At 62.0% G+C, this 22,206-nt stretch carries 23 protein-coding genes; 15 read left to right on the top strand and 8 right to left on the bottom strand.

The annotated features are described in order from the left end of the window. Positions 1 to 2 precede the first annotated feature (2 nt). The 9 genes from rseP (at position 3) to Q5Y75_RS03860 (ending at position 8,508) form a co-directional block, all read left to right on the top strand. On the top strand, positions 3 to 1,355 hold the full coding sequence (rseP, locus tag Q5Y75_RS03900) for an RIP metalloprotease RseP (RefSeq protein ID WP_306194526.1): 1,353 nt from the start codon (positions 3 to 5) through the stop codon (positions 1,353 to 1,355). A gap of 86 nt (positions 1,356 to 1,441) precedes the next feature. Continuing rightward, entirely contained in the window at positions 1,442 to 1,567 is a 126-nt protein-coding gene (locus Q5Y75_RS03895) for a hypothetical protein (RefSeq protein WP_306194524.1), read from the top strand. A gap of 185 nt (positions 1,568 to 1,752) precedes the next feature. Continuing rightward, positions 1,753 to 4,056 carry an outer membrane protein assembly factor BamA gene (bamA, locus tag Q5Y75_RS03890; RefSeq protein ID WP_306194522.1) on the top strand — a complete coding sequence of 768 codons (2,304 nt, stop codon included), beginning with the start codon at positions 1,753 to 1,755 and terminating at the stop codon, positions 4,054 to 4,056. Between the two features lie 6 nt (positions 4,057 to 4,062). Then, a complete protein-coding gene (locus Q5Y75_RS03885; protein ID WP_306194521.1) occupies positions 4,063 to 4,641 on the top strand; it encodes an OmpH family outer membrane protein in 579 nt (192 codons plus the stop codon). A 71-nt stretch (positions 4,642 to 4,712) separates the two neighbouring features. Next, positions 4,713 to 5,186, top strand: coding sequence for a 3-hydroxyacyl-ACP dehydratase FabZ (gene fabZ / locus Q5Y75_RS03880; protein WP_306194519.1), 474 nt, complete (start codon positions 4,713 to 4,715; stop codon positions 5,184 to 5,186). Continuing rightward, the gene (gene lpxA / locus Q5Y75_RS03875; protein WP_306194518.1) at positions 5,183 to 5,968 is read left to right on the top strand and encodes an acyl-ACP--UDP-N-acetylglucosamine O-acyltransferase; all 786 of its coding nucleotides are present in this window, start codon (positions 5,183 to 5,185) and stop codon (positions 5,966 to 5,968) included. Before fabZ ends, lpxA begins: the two co-directional genes overlap by 4 nt. A 3-nt stretch (positions 5,969 to 5,971) precedes the next feature. Further along, positions 5,972 to 6,766 carry an LpxI family protein gene (locus Q5Y75_RS03870; RefSeq protein WP_306194516.1) on the top strand — a complete coding sequence of 265 codons (795 nt, stop codon included), beginning with the start codon at positions 5,972 to 5,974 and terminating at the stop codon, positions 6,764 to 6,766. Next, positions 6,767 to 7,924: a lipid-A-disaccharide synthase gene (lpxB, locus tag Q5Y75_RS03865; protein ID WP_306194514.1), complete on the top strand. Its 1,158-nt coding sequence runs from the start codon at positions 6,767 to 6,769 to the stop codon at positions 7,922 to 7,924. It abuts the gene before it with no gap. Further along, positions 7,924 to 8,508, top strand: coding sequence for a hypothetical protein (locus Q5Y75_RS03860; protein ID WP_306194513.1), 585 nt, complete (start codon positions 7,924 to 7,926; stop codon positions 8,506 to 8,508). Before lpxB ends, Q5Y75_RS03860 begins: the two co-directional genes overlap by 1 nt. Here the strand turns inward: Q5Y75_RS03860 and mnmA are convergent. Then, on the bottom strand, positions 8,502 to 9,647 hold the full coding sequence (gene mnmA / locus Q5Y75_RS03855) for a tRNA 2-thiouridine(34) synthase MnmA (protein WP_306194512.1): 1,146 nt from the start codon (positions 9,645 to 9,647) through the stop codon (positions 8,502 to 8,504). The two genes, Q5Y75_RS03860 and mnmA, sit on opposite strands and share 7 nt — an antisense overlap. Before the next feature lie 130 nt (positions 9,648 to 9,777). Here mnmA and sciP point away from each other — a divergent pair, with 130 nt between their 5' ends. The 4 genes from sciP (at position 9,778) to recG (ending at position 15,326) form a co-directional block, all read left to right on the top strand. Then, complete coding sequence (gene sciP, locus Q5Y75_RS03850; RefSeq protein ID WP_306195692.1) at positions 9,778 to 10,071, top strand: CtrA inhibitor SciP; 294 nt, start codon at positions 9,778 to 9,780, stop codon at positions 10,069 to 10,071. 84 nt (positions 10,072 to 10,155) lie between these two features. Then, positions 10,156 to 10,872, top strand: a complete 717-nt coding sequence (ctrA, locus tag Q5Y75_RS03845) for a response regulator transcription factor CtrA (RefSeq protein ID WP_306194511.1) — start codon at positions 10,156 to 10,158, stop codon at positions 10,870 to 10,872. 114 nt (positions 10,873 to 10,986) lie between these two features. Continuing rightward, positions 10,987 to 13,239, top strand: coding sequence for an NAD-dependent DNA ligase LigA (gene ligA, locus Q5Y75_RS03840; RefSeq protein ID WP_306194510.1), 2,253 nt, complete (start codon positions 10,987 to 10,989; stop codon positions 13,237 to 13,239). Beyond that, the gene (recG, locus tag Q5Y75_RS03835; protein ID WP_306194509.1) at positions 13,236 to 15,326 is read left to right on the top strand and encodes an ATP-dependent DNA helicase RecG; all 2,091 of its coding nucleotides are present in this window, start codon (positions 13,236 to 13,238) and stop codon (positions 15,324 to 15,326) included. The genes ligA and recG overlap by 4 nt, the downstream gene beginning before the upstream one ends. Positions 15,327 to 15,876: 550 nt before the next feature. On the opposite strand, the gene Q5Y75_RS03830 is transcribed toward recG, so the two are convergent. Together Q5Y75_RS03830 and Q5Y75_RS03825 are read right to left on the bottom strand one after the other, a co-directional pair. Continuing rightward, positions 15,877 to 16,515: a MarC family protein gene (locus Q5Y75_RS03830; protein WP_306194508.1), complete on the bottom strand. Its 639-nt coding sequence runs from the start codon at positions 16,513 to 16,515 to the stop codon at positions 15,877 to 15,879. Positions 16,516 to 16,571: 56 nt separating this feature from the next. Beyond that, entirely contained in the window at positions 16,572 to 17,024 is a 453-nt protein-coding gene (locus tag Q5Y75_RS03825) for an iron-sulfur cluster assembly scaffold protein (RefSeq protein ID WP_306194507.1), read from the bottom strand. A 67-nt stretch (positions 17,025 to 17,091) separates the two neighbouring features. On the opposite strand from Q5Y75_RS03825, the gene hisI reads away from it, so the two are divergent. Continuing rightward, positions 17,092 to 17,451, top strand: coding sequence for a phosphoribosyl-AMP cyclohydrolase (gene hisI, locus Q5Y75_RS03820; RefSeq protein WP_306194506.1), 360 nt, complete (start codon positions 17,092 to 17,094; stop codon positions 17,449 to 17,451). Positions 17,452 to 17,456: 5 nt separating this feature from the next. Here the strand turns inward: hisI and gluQRS are convergent, their stop codons facing one another. From gluQRS to Q5Y75_RS03800, 4 genes are all read right to left on the bottom strand, one after another. Next, positions 17,457 to 18,296, bottom strand: a complete 840-nt coding sequence (gluQRS, locus tag Q5Y75_RS03815; protein ID WP_306194505.1) for a tRNA glutamyl-Q(34) synthetase GluQRS — start codon at positions 18,294 to 18,296, stop codon at positions 17,457 to 17,459. Further along, positions 18,293 to 18,907 (bottom strand): class I SAM-dependent DNA methyltransferase, encoded by a 615-nt coding sequence (locus Q5Y75_RS03810; protein WP_306194504.1) that lies wholly within the window; start codon positions 18,905 to 18,907, stop codon positions 18,293 to 18,295. Before Q5Y75_RS03810 ends, gluQRS begins: the two co-directional genes overlap by 4 nt. Before the next feature lie 22 nt (positions 18,908 to 18,929). After that, positions 18,930 to 20,285: a methylenetetrahydrofolate--tRNA-(uracil(54)-C(5))-methyltransferase (FADH(2)-oxidizing) TrmFO gene (gene trmFO / locus Q5Y75_RS03805; protein ID WP_306194503.1), complete on the bottom strand. Its 1,356-nt coding sequence runs from the start codon at positions 20,283 to 20,285 to the stop codon at positions 18,930 to 18,932. 259 nt (positions 20,286 to 20,544) lie between these two features. Beyond that, positions 20,545 to 21,330: an enoyl-CoA hydratase gene (locus Q5Y75_RS03800; RefSeq protein ID WP_306194502.1), complete on the bottom strand. Its 786-nt coding sequence runs from the start codon at positions 21,328 to 21,330 to the stop codon at positions 20,545 to 20,547. Positions 21,331 to 21,387: 57 nt separating this feature from the next. On the opposite strand from Q5Y75_RS03800, the gene Q5Y75_RS03795 reads away from it, so the two are divergent. After that, positions 21,388 to 21,831 (top strand): PaaI family thioesterase, encoded by a 444-nt coding sequence (locus Q5Y75_RS03795; RefSeq protein WP_306194501.1) that lies wholly within the window; start codon positions 21,388 to 21,390, stop codon positions 21,829 to 21,831. Between the two features lie 57 nt (positions 21,832 to 21,888). On the opposite strand, the gene Q5Y75_RS03790 is transcribed toward Q5Y75_RS03795, so the two are convergent. After that, complete coding sequence (locus Q5Y75_RS03790; RefSeq protein WP_306194500.1) at positions 21,889 to 22,116, bottom strand: DUF1127 domain-containing protein; 228 nt, start codon at positions 22,114 to 22,116, stop codon at positions 21,889 to 21,891. Positions 22,117 to 22,206: the final 90 nt, after the last annotated feature.

Below are 22,206 nucleotides of genomic sequence, written 5' to 3'. Positions count from 1 at the left end.
ACTTGGACATTCTTGGGATGATCCCGCAGTTTGGCGGACTTCTTTATACCATCATAGCCTTTGTGCTGGCACTTTCGGTGATCGTCGCCGTCCATGAATATGGCCATTACATCGTTGGGCGCTGGTCCGGCATTCATGCCGAGGTGTTTTCGCTGGGTTTCGGCCCCGTCCTCTGGAGCCGGGTCGACCGTCACGGCACGCGCTGGCAGGTCGCTCTGCTGCCATTTGGTGGCTATGTGAAGTTTCTGGGCGATGCCGATGCGGCGTCGGGCAAGGATGAGGCGGCTATGCAGACGCTGGCCGAGGGCAATCCGAAGGCCTTGCGCGCCTCCATGCATGGCGCACCGCTCTGGGCGCGCACCGCAACCGTGGCTGCCGGTCCGGTGTTCAACTTCATCCTGTCGATCATCGTTTTTGGCGCGATCTTCATGTTTCGCGGCGTCGCCAGCGACCCATTGACCGTGGCCGCGATCGAACCGCTGCCAAATGTTGTCGAGGAATTGCAGGTCGGGGACCAGATCACGGCGATCAACGGGGCGATAGTCCCCGAATTCACAAATGCCGACGCATGGGACGACTTCATCGACGACCTGCAACCCGAGCCCGTCCTGGACTATGCGGTCATTCGTGATGGGCGAGACATGGTTGTGCAGGGCCCATGGCTGTTTCCACCGCTTATCACCGCTGTCGCTCCGCGTAGTGCTGCGATGGATATCGACCTGAAACCCGGTGATGTGATCACCGCTATAGACGGCACCCCGGTCTTTGCCTTTTCCGAGTTGAAAGAGGCGGTTGAAGGATCAGACGGCAAGGGGTTGCTGCTGGATGTCTGGCGTGATGGCGAGACGCTTGAATTTGCTCTGGTGCCGCGCCGCACCGACGAGCCGCAGCCCGAAGGTGGCTTTGTCACCCATTGGCGGATCGGCATCGTCGGCGGCATGGCTCTGGAGCCCGCGACCGAGCGGGCCGGGCCGGTGCAGGCTCTGGCCGAGGGCACCGAACAGACATGGCGGATCATCCGCGGCTCGGTTTCCGGCCTTTGGCACATGATCACCGGCGCGATCAGCACCTGCAATATCTCCGGACCTATCGGTATCGCCGAGACCTCGGGCGCGATGGCCAGCCAGGGCGCGCAGAGTTTCATCTGGTTCATTGCGGTGCTGTCGGCTGCGGTGGGGCTGATGAACCTGTTCCCGATCCCGGCGCTGGATGGCGGTCACTTGGTCTTTTACGCTTATGAGGCGGTTGCGGGGAAACCGCCCAGCGATATGGCGCTGCGGGTGCTGATGACAGTGGGCATCTCGCTGATCCTGGGGCTGATGGTTTTTGCCCTCACCAACGACCTGTTCTGCTGAGGCGGTCCCCGATCTTGCCGCAAGCTTGCCCAAGTCTCGCCATATTCCGGCACTAGGGTATAGCCATCGTTTTCGAGGGTCTTACCATGCCTGCACTCCAGCAATCCTATCGCGGCCTCAGCTTGTTGTTTGAGCTGAACTGGGACCGTTTCCTGTTTCTCGGCGCGCTTGGGGCGGGTCTTGCCATGGGCGCTTATCTCAACAGTTTCTGATTCTCGGCAATCAACAATCCAAAAAGGCACGTAAATCGAAAGGTTGCGTGCCTTTGGTGTTTTGACAACGCGCTTCAATCCCGCTACTGAAAAGCAAAAATAGCGGTTTGAAATCGGGTAGTTCAAAAATGAAGACTGGCACGGGGACGGGTATATCCTGCGGCGGAGTGCGGAGCGGCGGCAATATGTTGTGGCGTGCACTGGCAGCGATTTTCTTTTTGGCGACAACGGCTTTTGCAACCCTGCCCGACATGGCGGCGGCGCAGACCTACGTCTTCAATTCGGTGCAGGTCGAGGGCAACGAGCGGATCGAAACCTCGACCATCATCACCCGAACGGGAATCGAAGCTGGCAAGGAAGTGAGCGCCGGTCAGCTTAACGACGCCGTGCAGCGTGTGCTTGACAGTGGCGTATTTGAAACAGTCGAGATGATCCCGCGCGGTAGCACACTGATTGTTAAGGTCGCGGAATACCCGACGATCAACCAGATCAGCTTTGAGGGCAACAAGCGGATTAGAAACGATGTTTTGAGCCAGGTTGTCTCCTCGGAGTCCCGCCGTGTTTACACGCCTGAGCAGGCCGAACGCGACGCGGTTGCGATCTCGGATGTCTATTCCGCGCGGGGCCGTGTTGCCGCCACGGTCGTGCCGCGCATCATCCGCCGCAACGATAATCGGGTCGATCTGGTTTTTGAGATTGCCGAGGGTGACACGATTGAGGTTGAGCGCATCAGTTTCGTCGGTAACCGCGCTTACTCTGATCGCCGCCTGCGCCGGGTGCTTGAGACCAAACAGGCTGGTTTGCTGCGCACCTTCATTCAGGCCGATACATTCATCGCCGACCGGATCGAGTTTGACAAGCAAGTGTTGCGTGACTTCTACCTGTCGCGCGGCTATGTGGATTTCCGGGTCAACAGTTCGAACGTGGAATTCACCCGCGAACGGGACGCGTTCTTTCTGGTGCTCAACATCACCGAGGGTCAGCAATTCTCGTTTGGCGAGATCACCGTCTCCAGCGAGATCGAGGGTCTTGATCCTGCGCCCTATCTTGATGCGATCAGGGTCCGGCCCGGGGTGACCTATTCCCCGTCACTGGTGGATAATGAGATCGCGCGCCTGGAAAAACTCGGCTTGCGCAATGGTGTCGACTTCCTGCGCGTTGAACCCCGGATCACCCGCAATGATCGCGACTTAAGTCTGAACGTTGATTTTGCTCTGGTGCGTGGACCGCGCATCTTTGTCGAACGGATCGATATCGAGGGCAACACCACGACGCTGGACCGGGTGATCCGCAACCAGTTCAGAACGGTCGAAGGCGACCCGTTCAACCCGCGCGAAATCCGCGAGAGCGCGGAACGCATCCGCGCATTGGGCTTTTTTGCCAATTCCGATGTGGAAACTCGCGAGGGCTCCACCCCGGATCGGGTCATTGTCGATGTGGATGTGGAAGAACAGCCGACCGGGGCACTTAGCCTCGGTGGTAACTACTCGGCGGCGGACGGGTTCGGTTTGGCAATCGGGCTGACCGAAAACAACTTCCTTGGTCGGGGGCAACGAGTTTCTCTGAACGTCTCGACCGCGCAGGAATCCGAGCGTTATACCTTCAGTTTCACCGAACCCAATCTTCTGGGACGTGATCTGCGCGGTGATCTTGATCTTGGATATGCGGCGCGCGATTCGAGCTTTTCTAACTACGATACAAGGCGCGTATTTTTCACACCGGGTGTGACGTTTCCAGTGGGCGAGCTGTCCTCCATGCAGTTTCGGTATGATTGGGGGCAGAGCGAAATGCGCCAGCGTGATGACCAGACGGTGGGCGCGGTCATCGCCTCAGAGATCGCTCAGGGCGAGCGTACCGCAAGCGGGCTGGGGGTGAGCTATGTCTATGACAGTCGCCTTAGTGGTTTGGATCCCACTGCCGGGGTTCTGTTCCGAGCTGACGTTGATACGGCAGGGCTTGGTGGAGATGACAAATATGTCAAAGCTGTTGTCAGCAGCACCGCTCAGCGGCTGGTTTGGAGTGAAGAGGTGACACTCAAAGCCACGGTCGAGTTGGGCGCGTTCCACTGGTTTGGTGGTGGCAACAGCCGCACAATTGACCGGTTCCTGCTAGGACCGCGCACATTCCGCGGCTTCGAGCCGGCGGGTATCGGCCCGCGTGATCTGTCCAACGGTGTCGATGACGCGATTGGCGGCAACTATTACGCGGTCGCGCGGCTCGAGGCTGATTTCCCCTTAGGGCTGCCAGAGGAGTACGGGATTCGCGGGGGCCTGTTCTATGATCTGGGCAACCTTTGGAACATCGATAACGTAAACACCGATGGGGCATCGATCGTGGGAGCCGATGGGTCGCTCAGACAGGTGGTCGGCTTCTCGATTCTCTGGACAACACCATTCGGCCCGTTGCGGTTCAACTTTTCCAAAGCGTTGCAGAAAGAAGACTTTGACAAGGAACAGAATTTCGACGTGACGCTTCAGGCGCGGTTCTGATCTGGGATGGCGCTTGGGCGCAGATCCAGCCCGCGTACTGCCTTGTTGCTGGCGGTTGCGCTCTTGCTGGGTGCGCCTTCAGTGGGCGCGCAGCAAACCGGTCTGCCCACAGGTCAAATTCTCACCATTTCCGCTGACCGGCTTTTTGCCGAGTCCGATTTCGGACAGCGGGTTCTGAGTGAGCTTGAAGCCGAGGGTATCGTTCTTTCCGCCGAAAATGAGCGTATCATCGAAGAGCTGAGCCGTGAGGAAGAGGCGCTGACCGGGCGGCGCGCCACAACTGACCCGCAGACATTTCGCGCGCTGGCTGATGCATTCGACAGGAAGGTAGAAGAGCATCGCGTTAACCAGAAGGCCAAGCTGGATGCCTTGACACTCAACCGCGAAAAAGCACGAGCGGTGTTTTTTGAGGCTGTCCGCCCGGTGCTGGAAACGCTGATGCGCGATACCGGGGCTGGCGTGATACTGGAGCGCTCTGACGTGTTTCTGAGTGCAAACGCCACCGATATCACCGCCAATGCGATCGCCCGGATCAATGCGGCGATCGGTGATGGTTCCGATCTGGAAACGCAGATCGAGCGCTAGCTCGCTTGCTCAAACGGGCGTCTGTTGCTAGTGACGCCACCAACAAGAATGAACCACGGGACGACCGCGCAATGACATCAGAGACCAAGAGCGCCGATATTCAGCTGATCCAGCGTATTCTGCCGCACCGCTATCCCTTTCTTCTGGTCGACAAGGTGGTGGATATCGACGGCTACGCATCGTCGCGCGGGATCAAGAATGTCACTATGAACGAGCCGCATTTTCAGGGCCATTTTCCGGGCACCCCGATCATGCCGGGCGTGACGATCATCGAGGCGATGGCGCAGACGGCAGGTGTTATGCTGGGCGTCGGCTTTGACGTGATCGATACCGAATTGCTGATCTATTTCATGTCCATCGACAAGTGCAAGTTCCGCCGCAAGGTGGTGCCCGGTGACGTGATGGAGATGCAAGTCCAGACCATACGCGGCAAGAAGGGTGGCAAGATATTCAAGTTCAGCGGCGTGGCCACAGTCGAGGGCGAGGTAGCGGCGCAGGCCGAGTTTTCAGCCTATGTTGATTGGGACATGGAAAAGACGACATGAGCCGCATCCACCCCAGCGCCATCATCGAAGAGGGCGCCCAGATCGGTCAGGATTGCATCATCGGCCCGTTCTGTCTGGTCGGGCCGCAGGTGCGGCTTGGCGACCGGGTCGAGCTCAAAAGCCATGTGGTGGTGACCGGTGACACCGAGGTTGGCGACGACACAGTGATCTTCAATTTCTCGGTGATCGGAGAGATCCCGCAGGACCTGAAATTCGGCGGTGAGAATACGTCGCTGGTGATTGGACAGCGCAACCGGATCCGGGAACATGTGACGGTCAATACCGGTACCGAAGGCGGTGGCGGGGTGACCCGCATCGGCGATGATTGCCTGCTGATGGCGGGGGTGCATGTGGCCCATGACGTGCAGATGGGCAACCGCGTGATCATGGTGAACCATGCCGGTGCCGCCGGGCATTGCGTGATCGAGGACGATGTGATCGTCGGCGGCATCTCGGGGCTGCATCAATGGGTGCGGGTCGGGCGCGGCGCGATCATCGGCGCGCTGACCATGGTGCCCAATGATGTGATCCCCTACGGGCTGGTGCAGGCGCAGCGCGGGCGGCTTGACGGGTTGAATCTTGTCGGGCTCAAGCGACGCGGGTTGTCACGAGCCGATATCTCGGCCCTGCGCGCGGCGTTCAAGGAACTGTCCGAAGGCGACGGCACCTTTCAGGAGCGCGCCAAACGTCTGGGCGAAAGCGCTGACAGCGATTATGTTCAGCAGATCGTCGACTTTGTGACCGGGCAAAGCGACCGGTCCTTCCTCACGCCGGAGCGCTGATCCATGCTGGCGCTGATCGCCGGGACCGGTGTTCTGCCCGACGAGATCGTGGCCCATCTGCCAGTGCGACCTTATATCTGCGCGATGGAGCCGTTCCTGCCGGACCACCTGAGCGTGGATCGCCCTTTTGTGATCGAGCAATTGGGCACGTTGATCGTAGAGCTCAAGTCCAAAGGCGTGACCGGAATTTGCATGGCGGGTGCCGTGGGGCGGCCTCCGATCGATCCGTCGCGCATAGATGCTGCCACCATGCCTCTGGTGCCGATCCTGCAAAAGGCGATCCTGTCCGGTGATGATAGCGCGTTGCGCGCGATCATCAGTCTCCTCGAAGAGGCCGATCTGACCGTCCATGCCGCACATGAGATCGCGCCTGACCTGCTGCCGCCACTCGGCACCCTGAGTGAGGCGCAGCCGAGCGAGGGGGATCTGCGCGACGCAGATCGCGGCACTATGATCGTGCGGGCGATGAGCGCTGCGGATATCGGTCAGGCCTGTGTTGTGGCCAAGGGGCAGGCTCTGGCCGTCGAGGGGATCTATGGCACCGCCTGGATGCTGCAATCGCTGACCCAGCGCCCCGATGCGGGGGGCGGCATCCTGTTCAAGGCACCGAAACCTGATCAGGACCGCCGCGCCGACTTGCCCGCCATCGGCCCGGATACCGTGACCAGCGCCGTTGCCGCTGGCCTGTCAGGGATCGTGATTGAAAAGGGCGGGGTGATCGTGCTGGAACGGGACCGGGTTATCGAGGAATGCAACCGGCTCGGCCTGTTTCTGACCGTGCGCGAACGGGCGGTCTGAATGCGGGTCTTTGTCCTTGCGGGCGAGCCTTCGGGCGACCGGCTGGGCGGGGCGCTGATGCAGGGGCTGCGCCAGCTGGACCCGGATGTAAAATTCGACGGCATTGGCGGGCCGATGATGACCGGGCAGGGGTTGCAGAGCCGCTTTCCCATGTCGGAACTCAGCGTCATGGGCCTGACCGAGGTCCTGCCCAAATTCTTCCACCTCAAACGCCGCATCGCCGAGACCGCGCAGGCAGTGCTTGAGATGAAGCCCGACGTGCTGATCACCATCGACAGCCCCGATTTCAGCCTGCGCGTGGCGAAACTGGTCAAGGCGCAAAGCACGATCCGCACCGTGCACTACGTGGCCCCCAGCGTCTGGGCCTGGCGGCCGGGGCGGGCCGACAAGATGGCCAAGGTGATTGATCACGTTCTAGCGCTGCTGCCTTTCGAGCCGCCCTATATGGAACGCGCCGGAATGGAATGCGACTTCGTCGGCCATCCCGTGGCTGCCGACCCGGTCGCCAGCGCGGAGGAGATCGCCGCGCTGCGGGCCGACCTGGAACTGGGCGATGCACCGGTGCTGCTGGCGCTGCCCGGCTCGCGGCGGGGCGAGATCGAGCGGCTCGCGCCGGTCTTTGGGGCGGCGCTCAGCGCGTTTCTGAATGACCGGCCCGATATGCGCGTGGTTGTCCCGGCGGTGCCGCATGTGGTCGATCTGGTGCAGGCGCAGACCGCCGACTGGCCGGGCAATCCCGTCATCCTCGACCCGCGCGGGCTGGACAGCGATGCCGCCGCGATGCGTAAACGCGCAGGTTTTGCGATGGCCGATCTGGCGCTCGCAGCCTCGGGGACAGTCTCGCTGGAACTGGCGGCGCAGAACACGCCGATGGTGATCGCCTACAAGCTCAGCTGGCTCACCCAGAAGATCGCCGAGCGGATGGTCAAGCTGGATACGGTCACGCTGGTCAATCTGGTCAGCGAGACGCGTGTGGTGCCGGAATGCCTCGGCCCCGACTGCACGCCCGAAAACGTCGCGGCTGCGCTCGCAGCTTTGCAGGCTGACCCCTCGGGTCAAACCGACGCCATGGCCTTGACCATGGAACGTCTGGGCCGCGGCGGCGAAGCGCCCGGATTGCGCGCGGCCCGCGCGGTTCTGAAACGGATGCAGGGCTGATGCTGGATCATGTGATCTTTGCCCTCTCCGCCGCGCTGGCGCAGGTGCTGACCAATCTCGACAATCTGGCGGCGCTGATCGCGCTGATGCTGGTTTCCGGCGCGGTCAGCTCGGTGGCAGGGTTTCTGCTGGCCCAGATGCTGGTGCTGGTGGCCGCGATGGCTGTGGCCTATGGCGTCAGCGATGCGGTGCCGCATTGGGCGGGCTATCTCGGCGTCTTTCCCGTGGGTCTTGGGCTCTGGGGCCTGTGGCGTCAGTTCTCCTCAGATGCAGAGGCGCCAGCCTCACCACTCCCTGCGGGTGCATCGGTGGTGGTGACCACGCTGCTGTTTCTCAGCATGTCCGTGGATAGCTTCATCGTGATGGCGCCGTTGCTGGCCGATTCCGCGCCGAGCTACCGTATCGCCGGGCTGATCGGCGCTGTACTGGCAGTCTGCGCCCTGGCTGCGCTTGCGCTGGCCGGCGCACGCGCCACCAGCTTCGCCGAGCGCATCGCCCGCCGGATGGAGAAAATCGTGCCCTACGTGATGATCTGCGCCGGGATATTTATCCTCAGCAACACCTGGACCGATATGGTTCAGTAACCGCGCCAGATCCAGCCACCACCAAAGATGCGGCTGCCACCGGTTTCGTAGAACACACAGGCCTGCCCCGGCGAGATGCCTTCCTCGGCGTTCAGCAATTCGACCTCGGCGGTGGTCTCGCTCAACGGTCGGATCACCGCCTCGCGCGGCGGGCGGGTCGAGCGGACCTTGACCGAGACATGCCATTCCTTTTGCGAGGTGAAGGGTTCATCGCCCAGCCAGTTGATCTCGCGCACCGGGACGGTGCGGGTGGCCAGCATCTCCTTCGGGCCGACCACAACCTGTTTGGCATCCACATCCAGCTTGACCACATAAAGCGGCTCGCTCAGCCCGCCGATGCCCAAGCCCCGGCGCTGGCCGATCGTGTAATGAATGACGCCCTCATGACTGCCCAGCACCCGGCCATCGGCATGCACGATCTCGCCCGGTTCCGCAGCACCGGGGCGCAGTTTCTCGATCACGCTGGCATAGTTGCCATCGGGCACGAAACAGATGTCCTGGCTGTCGGGCTTGTCCGCCACGGCCAGCCCATACTGTGCCGCCATCTCGCGGGTGGCGTCTTTGGATGGCAGATGTCCCAGCGGGAAGCGCAGGAAATCCAGCTGCTCAGGCGTGGTCGAAAACAGGAAGTAGGACTGGTCGCGATTGGCATCCTCGGCGCTGTGCAGTTCCGGGCCGTTTTGCCCCATCTTGCGCTGGATATAGTGCCCTGTGGCCATGCAGTCGGCCTCCAGATCTTTGGCGGTTTCCAGCAGGTCCTTGAACTTCACCCGCTCGTTGCAGCGGATACAGGGCACAGGGGTCGCGCCCGCCAGATAGCTGTCGGCAAACTCATCGATTACGGCGTCCTTGAAGATGTTCTCGTAATCCAGAACATAGTGCGGAAAGCCGCGTTCCTCGGCCACCCGGCGCGCGTCGTGGATGTCGATGCCTGCACAACACGCGCCTTTCTTGGCCAGCGCCGCGCCATGGTCATAAAGCTGCAGCGTCACGCCCACCACGTCATAGCCCTGATCGGCCAGATAGGCGGCCACGACCGAACTGTCCACACCACCGGACATGGCCACCACGACCCGTGTTTCAGACGGGGGTTTGGCGATGCCAAGCGAATTCAGCTGCGTATCGGTGTCCAGCGCCATCGGGCGACTCCTGCGGATCGGTGAAAGACCGGCAGAATATAGGAAAATCCTAGATACTCTCAAGGGGCGGTTTCATGTGCCGTTAAGTATGCTGCGCAACAGTTTGTGGGCCAAGAAAGGGGATAAGGTGATGTTTTTGCGCAAAGTTGAAGGACCAAGCTCGGTCACGCTGCCGGACGGGTCGATCATGACGCGGTCTGATCTGCCGCCTGCAAGCACGAGCAGATGGGTTGCATCCCGCAAACTCGCGGTGGTGCGGGGCGTGTTATACGGGCTGATCACGCAGTCAGACGCTCAGAAAACCTATGGGTTGAGTGAAGAGGAATTCAATAGCTGGGTCGCCGCCGCCGCAACCCATGGCGAGAACGCTTTGAAGGTCACGGCGCTGAAAAAATATAGACAACCTAAAGTTGATACGCGATAGTTTGATTAACGGTAACGTTGGGTTAACCATTTTTGTCCACGGTGATCCCGAGAGCAAGTTTCTGTAGGATACGGAGAGCGGTGCATGCGCATACTTTTGGTCGAAGATGACCCAACAACATCAAAAAGCATCGAACTGATGCTGACCCATGCCAACCTGAATGTCTATGCGACGGATCTGGGCGAAGAAGGGATCGATCTTGCCAAGCTTTATGACTACGACCTGATCCTTCTGGACCTCAACTTGCCCGATATGGAGGGGCATGAGGTGCTGCGCCAGCTGCGCCTGGCGCGGGTCGAAACACCGATCCTTATCCTGTCCGGCGCGGATGACACGGAAAACAAGATCAAGGGCTTCGGCTTTGGCGCGGATGACTATCTGACCAAACCGTTCCACCGCGAAGAGCTGGTAGCGCGCATCCACGCGATTATCCGCCGCTCCAAAGGTCATTCGCAGTCGATCATCCATACCGGTCGCATCGCGGTCAATCTGGACGCCAAGACGGTCGAGGCGGACGGGCAGCCGGTGCATCTGACCGGCAAGGAATACCAGATGCTGGAACTGTTGAGCCTGCGTAAGGGCACCACGCTGACCAAGGAGATGTTCCTGAACCATCTTTATGGCGGTATGGATGAACCCGAACTCAAGATCATCGATGTTTTCATCTGCAAATTGCGCAAAAAGCTGAGCGTTGCGACCGATGGCGAGAATTACATCGAAACGGTCTGGGGCCGTGGTTATGTGCTGCGCGACCCGCAGGATGACAGTATGACCCAATCCAGACTGGCCGTTGGCGCCTGAACACCACCCCCGGCTGCCCGTCCAGAGCAGCTCCACCACTCACACGCAACGTCTGGACCTGACGATGGCCTCGTCCTAACACTTGTGACCGAATCCACAAGCGGGGGCGAGGCCATGTCAGATACACAATCAGTCGACACGCTGACGCAGGATCAGGCGCGCGACGAACTCGCGCGGCTCACCGGTTTGTTGGATCGGGCCAATCAAGCCTATCACGTGTCGGACGCGCCAGAGATCAGCGATGCCGAATATGACGCGCTGAAGCGGCGCAACGCCGCGATCGAGGCGCGGTTTCCCGATCTCAAACGCGATGACAGCCCGTCGGATCAGGTCGGTGCCCGCGCCGCTGACGGGTTTTCCAAGGTCACCCATGCGGTGCGGATGCTATCTCTGGGCAATGCCTTTGACGACGGGGATGTGAGCGGGTTCGTCACGTCGATTCGCAACTATCTGGGTCTTTCTGCTGATGCGCAGCTGGGGTTCACTGCAGAGCCCAAGATCGACGGGCTTTCGCTATCGCTGCGCTATGAAGAGGGTAGGCTGGTACAGGCCGCCACCCGTGGGGATGGCAAAGTCGGCGAGAATGTCACCGCAAATGCGCTGACCATTTCCGATATCCCCGTCATGCTCACGGATGCCCCCGCCGTGCTTGAAGTGCGCGGCGAGGTCTATATGACCCATGCCGATTTCGACGCTTTGAACGCAAGGCAGGAACAGGAGGGCGGGAAGGTGTTTGCCAATCCGCGCAATGCGGCGGCAGGCTCTCTGCGCCAGCTCGATTCCACGATCACCCGCGCGCGCCCTTTGAAATTTTTCGCCTATGCCTGGGGCGAATTGTCGGCACCTCTTGCAGAAACGCAAATGGGCGCGATCACCCGGCTCAATGCGCTGGGGTTTCAAACCAACCCGCTGACCCGGCTGTGCGAGACGGTGCCCGAGATGATCAGCCATTATCGCGACATCGAGGCGCAACGCGCCACCTTGGGTTATGATATCGACGGGGTGGTTTACAAGGTCGACGCGCTGGACCTGCAGGGACGGCTGGGGTTCCGCTCGACCACGCCCCGCTGGGCGATTGCACATAAATTCCCCGCCGAACTTGCCTGGACAAGGCTTGAGGCGATCGACATTCAGGTCGGTCGCACCGGCGCGCTCAGCCCGGTTGCACGGCTGCATCCGGTGACGGTGGGGGGGGTCGTGGTCTCGAACGCGACCCTGCATAACGAGGATTACATCGCGGGCCGAGATGCCAATGGGGCAGAGATCCGGGGCGGCAAGGATATCCGCGTGGGCGACTGGGTGCAGGTCTATCGCGCCGGGGATGTGATCCCGAAAGTGGCGGATGTGGACCTGAAGAAGAGGCCGGAAGGCTCAGAAAAATATCAGTTTCCAACCGCGTGTCCCGAATGTGGTAGCGAGGCGATCCGCGAAGAAGGCGACGCGGTCCGCCGCTGTACCGGCGGCTTGATCTGCCCCGCACAGGCGGTGGAGAAACTCAAACATTTCGTGTCGCGCAAAGCGTTCGATATCGAAGGGCTGGGTGCGAAACAGGTCGAGATGTTTCATGGCGACGATGTCCTGCCGATCAACACGCCTGCTGATATCTTCACGCTGGAGCAGCGCGACGCGCAGAACCTCGCCAGGCTCAAGAACCGGGATGGCTGGGGTGAGACCTCGGCCAGCAATCTGTTCGCCGCGATCGAGGAAAAGCGCACGATCCCGCTGGCGCGGCTGATCTTTGCGCTTGGCATCCGCCATGTGGGCGAGGTCGGCGCGCGCGATCTGGCGTTGTTTTACCGGGACTGGGACGCGATGGCTGCTGCCGTCGATACGGCCCGCCCAGCGGCACTGGCCCATCGCGCCGCTGATGAGGCGGAAGAGGCCGAACGGATCGCGGCGGCGGCGGAAGCGCGCCGGGCGCGGATCAAGGAGGCGCGGGAGGCCGCCATGGCCACATGCGAGGTGCCAGATGCGGCAAGTGCCGCCTGGGGGGATCTGACCGGAATCGACGGGATCGGCGCGACGCTGGGCCTGTCACTGTCGGATGCCTTTGCCAATACCGAAGAACGCTCTGCCTTTGACGCCCTGCGCGCCCATCTGAGCATCGTGCCGCCCGAAGCGCCCGCATCAGAAAGTCCGGTTGCGGGCAAAACCGTGGTCTTCACCGGCACGCTCGAAAAAATGACCCGCGCCGAAGCCAAGGCGCGGGCCGAGGCGCTGGGGGCCAAGGTCTCGGGCTCGGTCTCGGCCAAGACCGATCTGCTGGTGGCGGGGCCGGGGGCCGGGTCAAAGGCCAAGAAAGCTGCTGATCTGGGGATCGAAACCTTGGACGAGGATGGCTGGTTGCACCTCATCGGCGACGCATGAGCGGGCGTCCCGAACAGCTTTTCCCGCTTTTTGCCGGGCTTGAGACGCTGGAAGGTGTCGGCCCGAAAACCGCGCAGCTGCTGACACAGGCCGAGATCACCGCGCCGCGCGATATCCTTTTCTCGCTGCCTTATGCGGTGGTGGACCGCCGCCGCCGCGACACGATCAAGGGGGTCGATCTGCCCGCGACGCTGACCGTCGAGGTGACGGTGGGGCCCCATCGCCCGCCGCGCAATAAGGGCGGGGCGTACCGGGTGCATGTAGAGGATGCGCAGGCGGATTTCCAGCTGGTGTTCTTTCACGCCCGCGGCGATTACCTCAAGCGCGTCCTGCCGCAAGGCGCGCGGCGGGTGATCTCGGGCAAGCTGGAACTGTTCGATGGCATGGCGCAGATGGTGCATCCCGACCATATGCTGCCGGTGGAAGAGGCCGGGGATATCCCCGATTTCGAACCGGTCTATCACCTGACGCAGGGCGTCACGCAAAAGACGATGTTCAAGGCCGCCCGCGCCTCGGTCGCGCGCGCTCCGCTGCTGGATGAATGGATCGATCCCGCTCTGATCCAGCGTGAGGGCTGGTCCGATTGGCATGGGGCGATCGAGGCCGGACATGCGCCGCGCGGGCTGGATGACATGCTGCCACATGCCCCGGCGCGGGCGCGGCTGGCCTATGATGAGCTGTTTGCCCATCAGATGACGCTGGCGCTGGCGCGGCGGCGTGAACGCAAGGGGCGGGGGATTTCCAGCGCTGCTACCGGCGCGTTGCAATCGCGGGTGCTCGCCAGCTTGCCTTACAAGCCTACTGGGGCGCAGACCCGCGCCATTGCGGAAATCTCTGATGATATGGCGGCTCAGACCCGGATGAACCGGCTGCTGCAGGGCGATGTGGGCGCGGGCAAGACGTTGGTGGCTTTTATGGCGCTGCTGGTCGCGGTCGAGGCGGGCGGGCAGGGGGTGATGATGGCCCCCACCGAAATCCTCGCCCGCCAGCATCTGGAGGGGTTGCGCCCGCTGGCCGAAGAGGCGGGCGTGGTGCTGGAACTGCTGACCGGGCGCGACAAGGGGGCGGAACGGCGCGGCAAACTGGATGCGCTGGCGCGCGGCGATATCCAGATCCTTGTGGGCACCCATGCGGTGTTTCAGGAGGATGTTTCCTTCTCCGATCTGCGTCTAGCGATCGTCGATGAACAACACCGGTTCGGGGTGCGCCAGCGGATGGAGTTGGCGGAAAAGGGTATGGGCGCGGATGTGCTGGTGATGACCGCCACGCCAATCCCACGCAGTCTGTCGCTGGCGCAATATGGCGATATGGATGTCTCGGTGCTGGATGAAAAGCCGCCCGGGCGCAAACCGATCAAGACGGCGGTGATCAGCACGCAGAACATGGAGGCGGTGGTGGACCGGCTGCGGCAGGCGATTGGTGAGGGGCGGCAATGCTACTGGGTCTGCCCGCTGGTCGAGGACTCGGAACTGGTGGACCTGACCTCGGCCGAGGACCGGTTCAAACGCCTGCGGGCCGCTCTTGGTGAAGGTATTGTCGGCCTCGTGCATGGGCAGATGCCGCCTGCCGAGAAAGACGCCGCGATGGCGGCGTTTCAGGCGGGCGAGACCAAGGTGCTGGTGGCCACAACAGTGATCGAGGTGGGGGTCAACGTGCCCAACGCCACCATCATGGTGATCGAGCGGGCCGAGATATTCGGCCTCGCGCAGCTGCACCAGCTGCGCGGACGGGTCGGGCGGGGCGAGGCCGAATCGACCTGCCTGCTGATGTATCAGGCTCCGGTCAGCGAAAGCGGACGGCGGCGGCTGGAAGTGCTGCGCGAGACCGAGGACGGGTTCCGGATTGCCGAAACCGATCTGGAGATGCGCGGCGCGGGAGACCTGATCGGCACCGCGCAATCGGGTCTGCCAAAGTTCCGCATCGCCGATTTGGAAAGGCAGGCCTCGCTGATGGCGGTTGCACAACGGGATGCACGCGCGCTGCTTGAGGCCGATCCGGAATTGGCAAGCGCGCGAGGGCAGGCAGCGCGCGTTCTGCTCTGGCTGATGCGGCAGGATCAGGCGATCCGGTTGATATCTGTGGGGTGAGCCTTGTCCCGGAAACCGTCCCCGGACGGTTACAGCAGCGAACGGGCGGGGCCCCGGATATAGGCCGAAATCGCGACTTCCAAAACACTATAGACCCAAGGGGTTAGCGGATTGGATCACAAAAGGTTCGCGAATGTTCTCATAAAGTTCTTTACAAAGCCTTTCGGAAATGAGAACAAAAGGTCAACAAATGCTTAAGACCTGAGCCGGAGGTGACCCATGCTGACCCAGATCAAAACTGCGCTGACCCGTTCCCGCACGACCATCCTGCAAGATGCGCTGGGTGCGGCCTCGCTGGTTGTCATGCTGATGGTCGCCCTGCATATGCCCGGCCTCTGACCCCGTATCTGCCTGCGATCTCGTGCCGAGGCCCCTGCATCCTATCCCGTCCCGATGCAAAGGGTGACCTGCCTGTCTTTAACCCTTCCGGGGGATATCCCGTTCCCCCGCCGGGCGCTTCGGTCCCAACACGAGAGACGCATTCCTGCCGCCGCCCTCTCCCGCCCGGGAGGAGCGGCGGTTTTTTTGCGCACAAGACGATCGGGGCGGATCAGAGCTTACCGGTCTGGATGATGTTGATCAGCGCCGACAACACAGCGTTGGCCGCAACAGAGGCCAGGATCATGCCCATGACCCGGCTGATGATGGCGGAACCGGAATGACCGATCACGCGGATGATCGGCTCGGCAAACAACATCAGGACATAGGCGGCGGCGATGACGATCACCATCACCAGCCCCGTGATGCCCTGATCGACGATGCCGTGCCGTTCGTTATCGGTCAGCATCACCACCGCCAGCATCGCGCCGGGTGAGGCGAGCGACGGCACCGCCAGCGGAAAGATCGCCGGGTTCTGCTTGCGCACATGGGCGGCCTTGTCGGCTTCGGCCAGGCGCTGATCGGATTCGGGTTTCGATTCGCCAAAGATCATGGTGAGCGCAAAAAGGAACAACACGATGCCGCCCGCAACCTGAAAGGAATTCAGCCCGATATCCAGCGCATCGATCAGCAATTGCCCCAGCAGCAGGAAGAACAGCAGAACGCCAATGCTGACCAGGGCCGCTTGCCGCGCGGTGCGGCGGCGGGTGGCCGCGTCAAGACCGGCGGTGACGGCGATAAATACCGGAATGGTGCCGATCGGGTCGATCACCACCCACAAGGTCACAAAACGGTCCAGCAGGTCTTCCAAGGCGTCCCCTCCGATATGGGTGCAACACTAGCGATGCGCGAGGGGCAGGGCCACCGTCAGGCGCAGTTGGCCTGTTCGGCTTGCGCCATGGCCTCGGCTGTGGCTTCCAGTGCCAGCATGATCGAGGCGTGGCGGTTCTTGTATTCGCGCGCCGGGATCAGCACTTCGAGCCCGTCAAAGGGTGCGTCCGGGGCCGGGCCGTCCTGTTTCAGCATCATCTTGAGCTGATCGCGGGCGGTTTCCACCTGATCGCGGGTGGTGCCAATGATGGCCGCGCCCACCACGGCGGCCGAGGCCTGGCCAAGCGCGCAGGCTTTCACATCCTGCCCGAATTCGGCGATGCGCCCGTCCTTCATCTTGACATCCACCGTCACGGTCGACCCGCAGAGCGGTGAGCGTTTCTTGACGGTGGCATCGGGGTCGGCAAGCCGGTCCAGATGCGGAATATCGGCGGCCAGCGCCAGAATGCGGCCTGAATAGAGCTTGATCAGATCGGTTTCGCCGGACATGGCTTTCCCTCGTTATGCGTTCCCCATACATAAGGGGCCAATTCCGGGATGCAAAAGGTTTTCGCAGATGGATTTCTACCCCAAGACCCTGACCTATAACGCCGACGGGCTGATCCCGGCCATCGCGCAGGACGCCACAAGCGGCGAAGTGCTGATGATGGCGTGGATGAACGAAGACGCCGTGCGGCGAACCCTTGAGAGCCGCCGCGTCACATATTGGTCGCGCTCGCGGCAGGCCTTCTGGATCAAGGGCGAAAGCTCGGGCCATGTGCAGGAACTGGTCGATCTGCGCGTGGATTGTGACCGCGACTGCCTGCTGGCCGTGGTGAACCAGACCGGTCCGGCCTGCCACACCAATCGGCGCAGCTGTTTCTATACCTCTGTGAATGACGGGACCGAGCGCGAGCTGATGGCGCCGATGGTTTGAGGGCTTTATAGCCCTACCATCCGCCGGATATCCTGCGGGGTGACCCCCTCGGCGCGGTATTTGGCAATGGCGCGTGCGTCGTTGCGCTTGGCCAGCCGCTTGCCGTGATCATCGCGGATCAGGCAGTGGTGGTGATACGCGGGTGTGGGCAGGCTCAGCAGGCCCTGAAGCAGAACCTGCAGGAAGGTGATCTGATAGAGGTCCTCGCCGCGGATAATGCAGGTGATGCCTTGCGCCGCGTCATCGACCACCGAGGCCAGCACGTAAGACACTGTCTCGATCTCGATCCGGCCCAGAACCGCATCGCCGATTTCGGTAACCATCCGGTCGGGGTCCAGCCGATGCGTGCCCGCATGTTTCGCGCCGCCTTCTGTGAATCCCGGCATGTCGATGCTTTGCACGGCGGCGCGCATGTTCAGCCTCAGCGCGTCTCCGGGTTGTCTGTCGCTCATCGGTCGGTGGCGGCAGGTGCCGGGATAGACACCGGGCGCCAGCGGCGCGCCTTCCTGCGGGGCCGAAAGGGCAGCGCGGATATCGCGACGGCGACAGGAACAGGGAAAGATCAGCCCGCGAGCGGCAAGTGTGCTGAGCGCAGCGTCATAGACCTCGGTCTGGTCGGATTGGCGCAAGACCGGCTCTTCCCATGTCAGGCCCAGCCAGATGAGGTCCTTGTAGATCAGCTCCTCCCATTGCGGGCGGGCGCGACTGGTGTCGGTGTCTTCGATGCGCAGCAGGAATCGCCCGCCGGCGGCGCGCGCCATGTCATGGGCCAATAGCGCCGAATAGGCATGGCCCAGATGCAGCGGTCCCGTGGGCGAGGGCGCAAAACGGGTGGTGAGGCTCACGCTTTTTCAAGCACGTAGACATCGGCGCCCATATCCTGACCGGGCAGGTGGGGGCCGTATTCACGAAACAGCAGGCGCGCCGCGCCGCAATCGATCCATTCGTTGAGCTTGCCGGTAAAACCCCTGTCGGCCAAAGCGTGGTCATTATACGAAAAAGCCAGCATATCCCCGCGATCCAGCGCATTCATCAGCAGGTCGAACGTGGCTGGCGGGGCGGCGCCGGTTCCTAGAACGCCAATCGCCGTGATCGCCTTATAGGCGCCCTTGGCAATGGGTGTCGGGTCATTGATATCCAGCAGGTGGAGATTGCGATAGGCGGATTTGGCCCGCGCGCCCTCCAGCATCTCGGATGACGGGTCCATGCCGTCGATCACCTCAAACCCGGCGCCGCGCAGGGCGAGGCCGGACAGGCCGGTGCCACAGCCGAAATCAAGAATCGGTGTCTGCGGTTCAGGCAATTTGCTCCAGAGCGCGTCAGCGATGCGGCCCGGTGTGACATAGCCGTTCTCGGCCACCTCGCTTTCATAGCTGGCGGCCCATTTGTCGTAATGGTCGCGGGTTTCTTCGGCGGAGCTCAGCCCGTAGGTCTTGGCGAGGAACTTATCTGACATGGCCCAAGAATAAGCGCGCCCGTCATGCGGCGTCCAGCGCGCATTGCTCCAGCCAGCCCTGCCAGGCCGCCTTGGCGCGGTCGGTATAGGCCTTGTAGCGGTCCTTGCGACCCCGGCGCCCGCCTTTCAGCCCCTCGACCGGGCGGAACAGGCCGAAATTGACATTCATCGGCTGAAACGTCTTGGCCTCGGCCCCGCCGGTGATGTGATGGATCAGCGCGCCCATGGCACTGTCCTGCGGCGCGGTGGCCAGAGGGCGGCCCAGAATATCCGCCGCTGCCAGCCGTCCGGCCAGCAGACCCATCGCGGCGCTTTCCACATAGCCCTCGACCCCGGTGATCTGCCCGGCAAAGCGGATATTGGGCCGCGACCGCAGTCGCATCCGGTCATCCAGCAGGGTGGGCGAGTTGATGAACGTGTTGCGGTGAATGCCGCCCAGCCGGGCAAAGCTGGCATTTTCCAGACCGGGGATCATGCGGAACACATCCGTCTGCGCGCCGTATTTCATCTTGGTCTGGAAGCCCACGATGTTGAACAGCGTCCCCAACGCATTGTCGCGGCGCAATTGTACCACCGCATGGGCCTTCACGTCGGGCTGATGCGGGTTGGTCAGGCCCACCGGCTTCATTGGCCCATGGCGCAGGGTCTCGCGACCCCGTTCGGCCATCACCTCGATCGGCAGGCAGCCGTCAAAATAGCCCGCAGTCTCGCCCTCGTGGAACTCGGTCTTGTCGGCAGTCACCAGCGCGTCGATGAACGCCTCATACTGGTCGCGGTCCATCGGGCAGTTGAGGTAGGCGGTGCGCTCTTCCTCGGTCTCGCCCTTGTCGTATCGCGACTGCATCCAGGCTTTTTCCATGTCGATGCTCTCGGCATAGACGATGGGGGCGATGGCGTCGAAAAAGGCCAGCGCCTCGGCCCCGGTCTCGGCCCGGATCGCCGCGCCCAGGGCGGGCGAGGTCAGCGGGCCGGTGGCAAAGATCCATTGGCCCGTCTTGGGCAGTTCGGTGACTTCTTCAGACGAGATGCTGATATTGCGATGGGCGCGCAGCCGCGCAGTGACGGTTTCGGCAAACGGTTCGCGGTCCACCGCCAGCGCGCCGCCCGCGGGCAGGCGATGCTGATCGGCGCTGGCCATGATCAGGCCATGTGCCGCCCGCATCTCCCAATGCAGCAGGCCGACGGCGTTTTGTTCATCATCATCCGAGCGGAACGAGTTCGAGCAGACCATCTCGCCCAGATTGCCGGTCTGATGGGCAAAGGTGCCAACCTTTGGTCGCATTTCGTGGATCACCACCTGAACGCCCATTTCCGCCGCCTGCCAGGCCGCTTCGGACCCGGCCATGCCGCCGCCCACGATATGCAATCTCTCTGTCATGGGCTGCCACATAGGGCAGGGCGCGCGCAGACGCAACGCCGCCAGCGACGATCAGAAGCGAATTCAAGGGGAGGGAGGATTTGGGGTCGTTGTGGCGGGAATGTCGAAGTCAGCGAGAGAACTGACCAGGAGGGACCTTCCACCTACAACGACCCAAAACTATCCTTGGCTGTCGCCATGCCCTAGCTTTGACACAGTCTCGCCCAGATTAAAAGCGCGAATTTCGAAACAATGCTAAAATAATTGTGTGACGTTACACTCATTGGTTCCAATCGGGGGGTCTTTTCTCGATAAAGGCGGCAATACCCTCTTCAGTATCGCGGTGCAGCATGTTCTCTACCATGACGTTTCCGGTATGGGCATAGGCCTGATCCAGCGGCATCTGAAGCTGCTCGTAAAAGGCGCGTTTGCCGATTTTCACAGCCACGCCAAGCTTTTGGGTCAGGGTCTGCGCCAATGCGCTGGTCTCGTCTGCCAGCGTGTCTGCAGGCACGGCGCGGTTGATCAGGCCCAGTTCGGCCGCGCGGGGGGCGTCGATGAACTGACCTGTGGTCAACATCTCGAACGCCTGCTTGCGGGGAATGTTGCGGGTCAGCGCAACCATGGGGGTTGAGCAGAACAGGCCGATATTCACGCCATTGACGCCGAATCGGGTTTCCTCGGCAGCGATGGCCAGATCGCAGGTCGCCACCAATTGGCAGCCAGCGGCGGTGGCAATCCCGTGGACCTGCGCGATCACCGGTTGCGGGATCGCCTGCACGGTCATCATCATCCGGGCGCAGCGGTCGAACAGGTCCTTGAAATAAGCTTTACCGCCATCCTCGTTCTGCCGTCCCGCCGTCATCTGTTTCAGGTCATGCCCGGCGCAGAAAGCCTTGCCAGCCCCTGACAGGACCACCGCGCGCACGGTCTTGTCTTCGCCGATCCGCTCCAGCGTCTCCTGCAGCGCGGCCAGCATCTCGTCTGACAGCGCATTGAGCCGCTCGGGCGCGTTCAGCCGCAGATGCGCCACAGCCTCTTTGTCATGTCGTTCCAGAATTGCCATCTTGTCCTCACCCCTGTTCCGCGCCAACTCTATGCCCCAGCAGGGCGGAGGGGAAGCATGTCGCTGAAGATGAACAAGGAAGAACTGGCAGAGTATCTGGCTGAGATCTTTCCGCAGGTGCGCGAGGATTTCGCAATCGATGCGCTGTCCGAGGATGGCGTGACCATGCGGCTGCTCACCGCCGAGCGGCATCTGCGTCCCGGTGGCACGGTGTCGGGCCCGTCGATGTTCGCGCTGGCCGATGTCAGCGTCTATGCGATCGTGCTGGCGCGGCTGGGGCGGCAGGCGCTGGCGGTGACTACGAATTGTTCGATGGATTTCATGCGCAAGCCGCGCGGGGACGTGCCGATGATCGCGCAATGTCGCCTGCTCAAGCTCGGGCGCAGCCTTGCGGTGGGCGATGTTCTGATCCTGTCCGAGGGCAGCGACGCGCCGGTTGCGCGCGCCACGATGACCTATTCGATCCCGCCGGTTGGGTCTGCTGCAGCGCAGGCGGGCTGAAAAAAGGCCGGGCAAAGCCCGGCCAGTCAGAGGTCCCGGATTGGGACGGGGAGTTGGTTAGCAATCCCAGAAGGGGCGCGCCGCTTCCCGGTCGGCCTGCCATCTGGTCAGCCCGACATCCGACAGAAGCCGATCATCGAGATAGCTGAGATTGACGCGGGTGCGGCGCCGTTGTTCCCACCGTGTCACTGTCGCTGCAAAACGGACCGCCAGGGCGGCCAGCAGCGGCAGCCGGGGGCTGGCGTTGAGGAGCGTCAGGGCTGGGTTTTGCGAAGCGTGTGTCATGGCAGGGTCCTTTCAATTGTATTGACACAATGCGAATAATAGAGGATATGGTGTATGGATACATTTTGCATTGTGTCAAATCAAAGGAAA

This window comes from Ruegeria discodermiae (assembly GCF_030758345.1).
GTDB lineage: Bacteria > Pseudomonadota > Alphaproteobacteria > Rhodobacterales > Rhodobacteraceae > Ruegeria_C.
The sequence above is the reverse complement of the archived record's forward strand: the minus strand, read 5'-3'. Positions and strand labels throughout refer to the sequence as shown.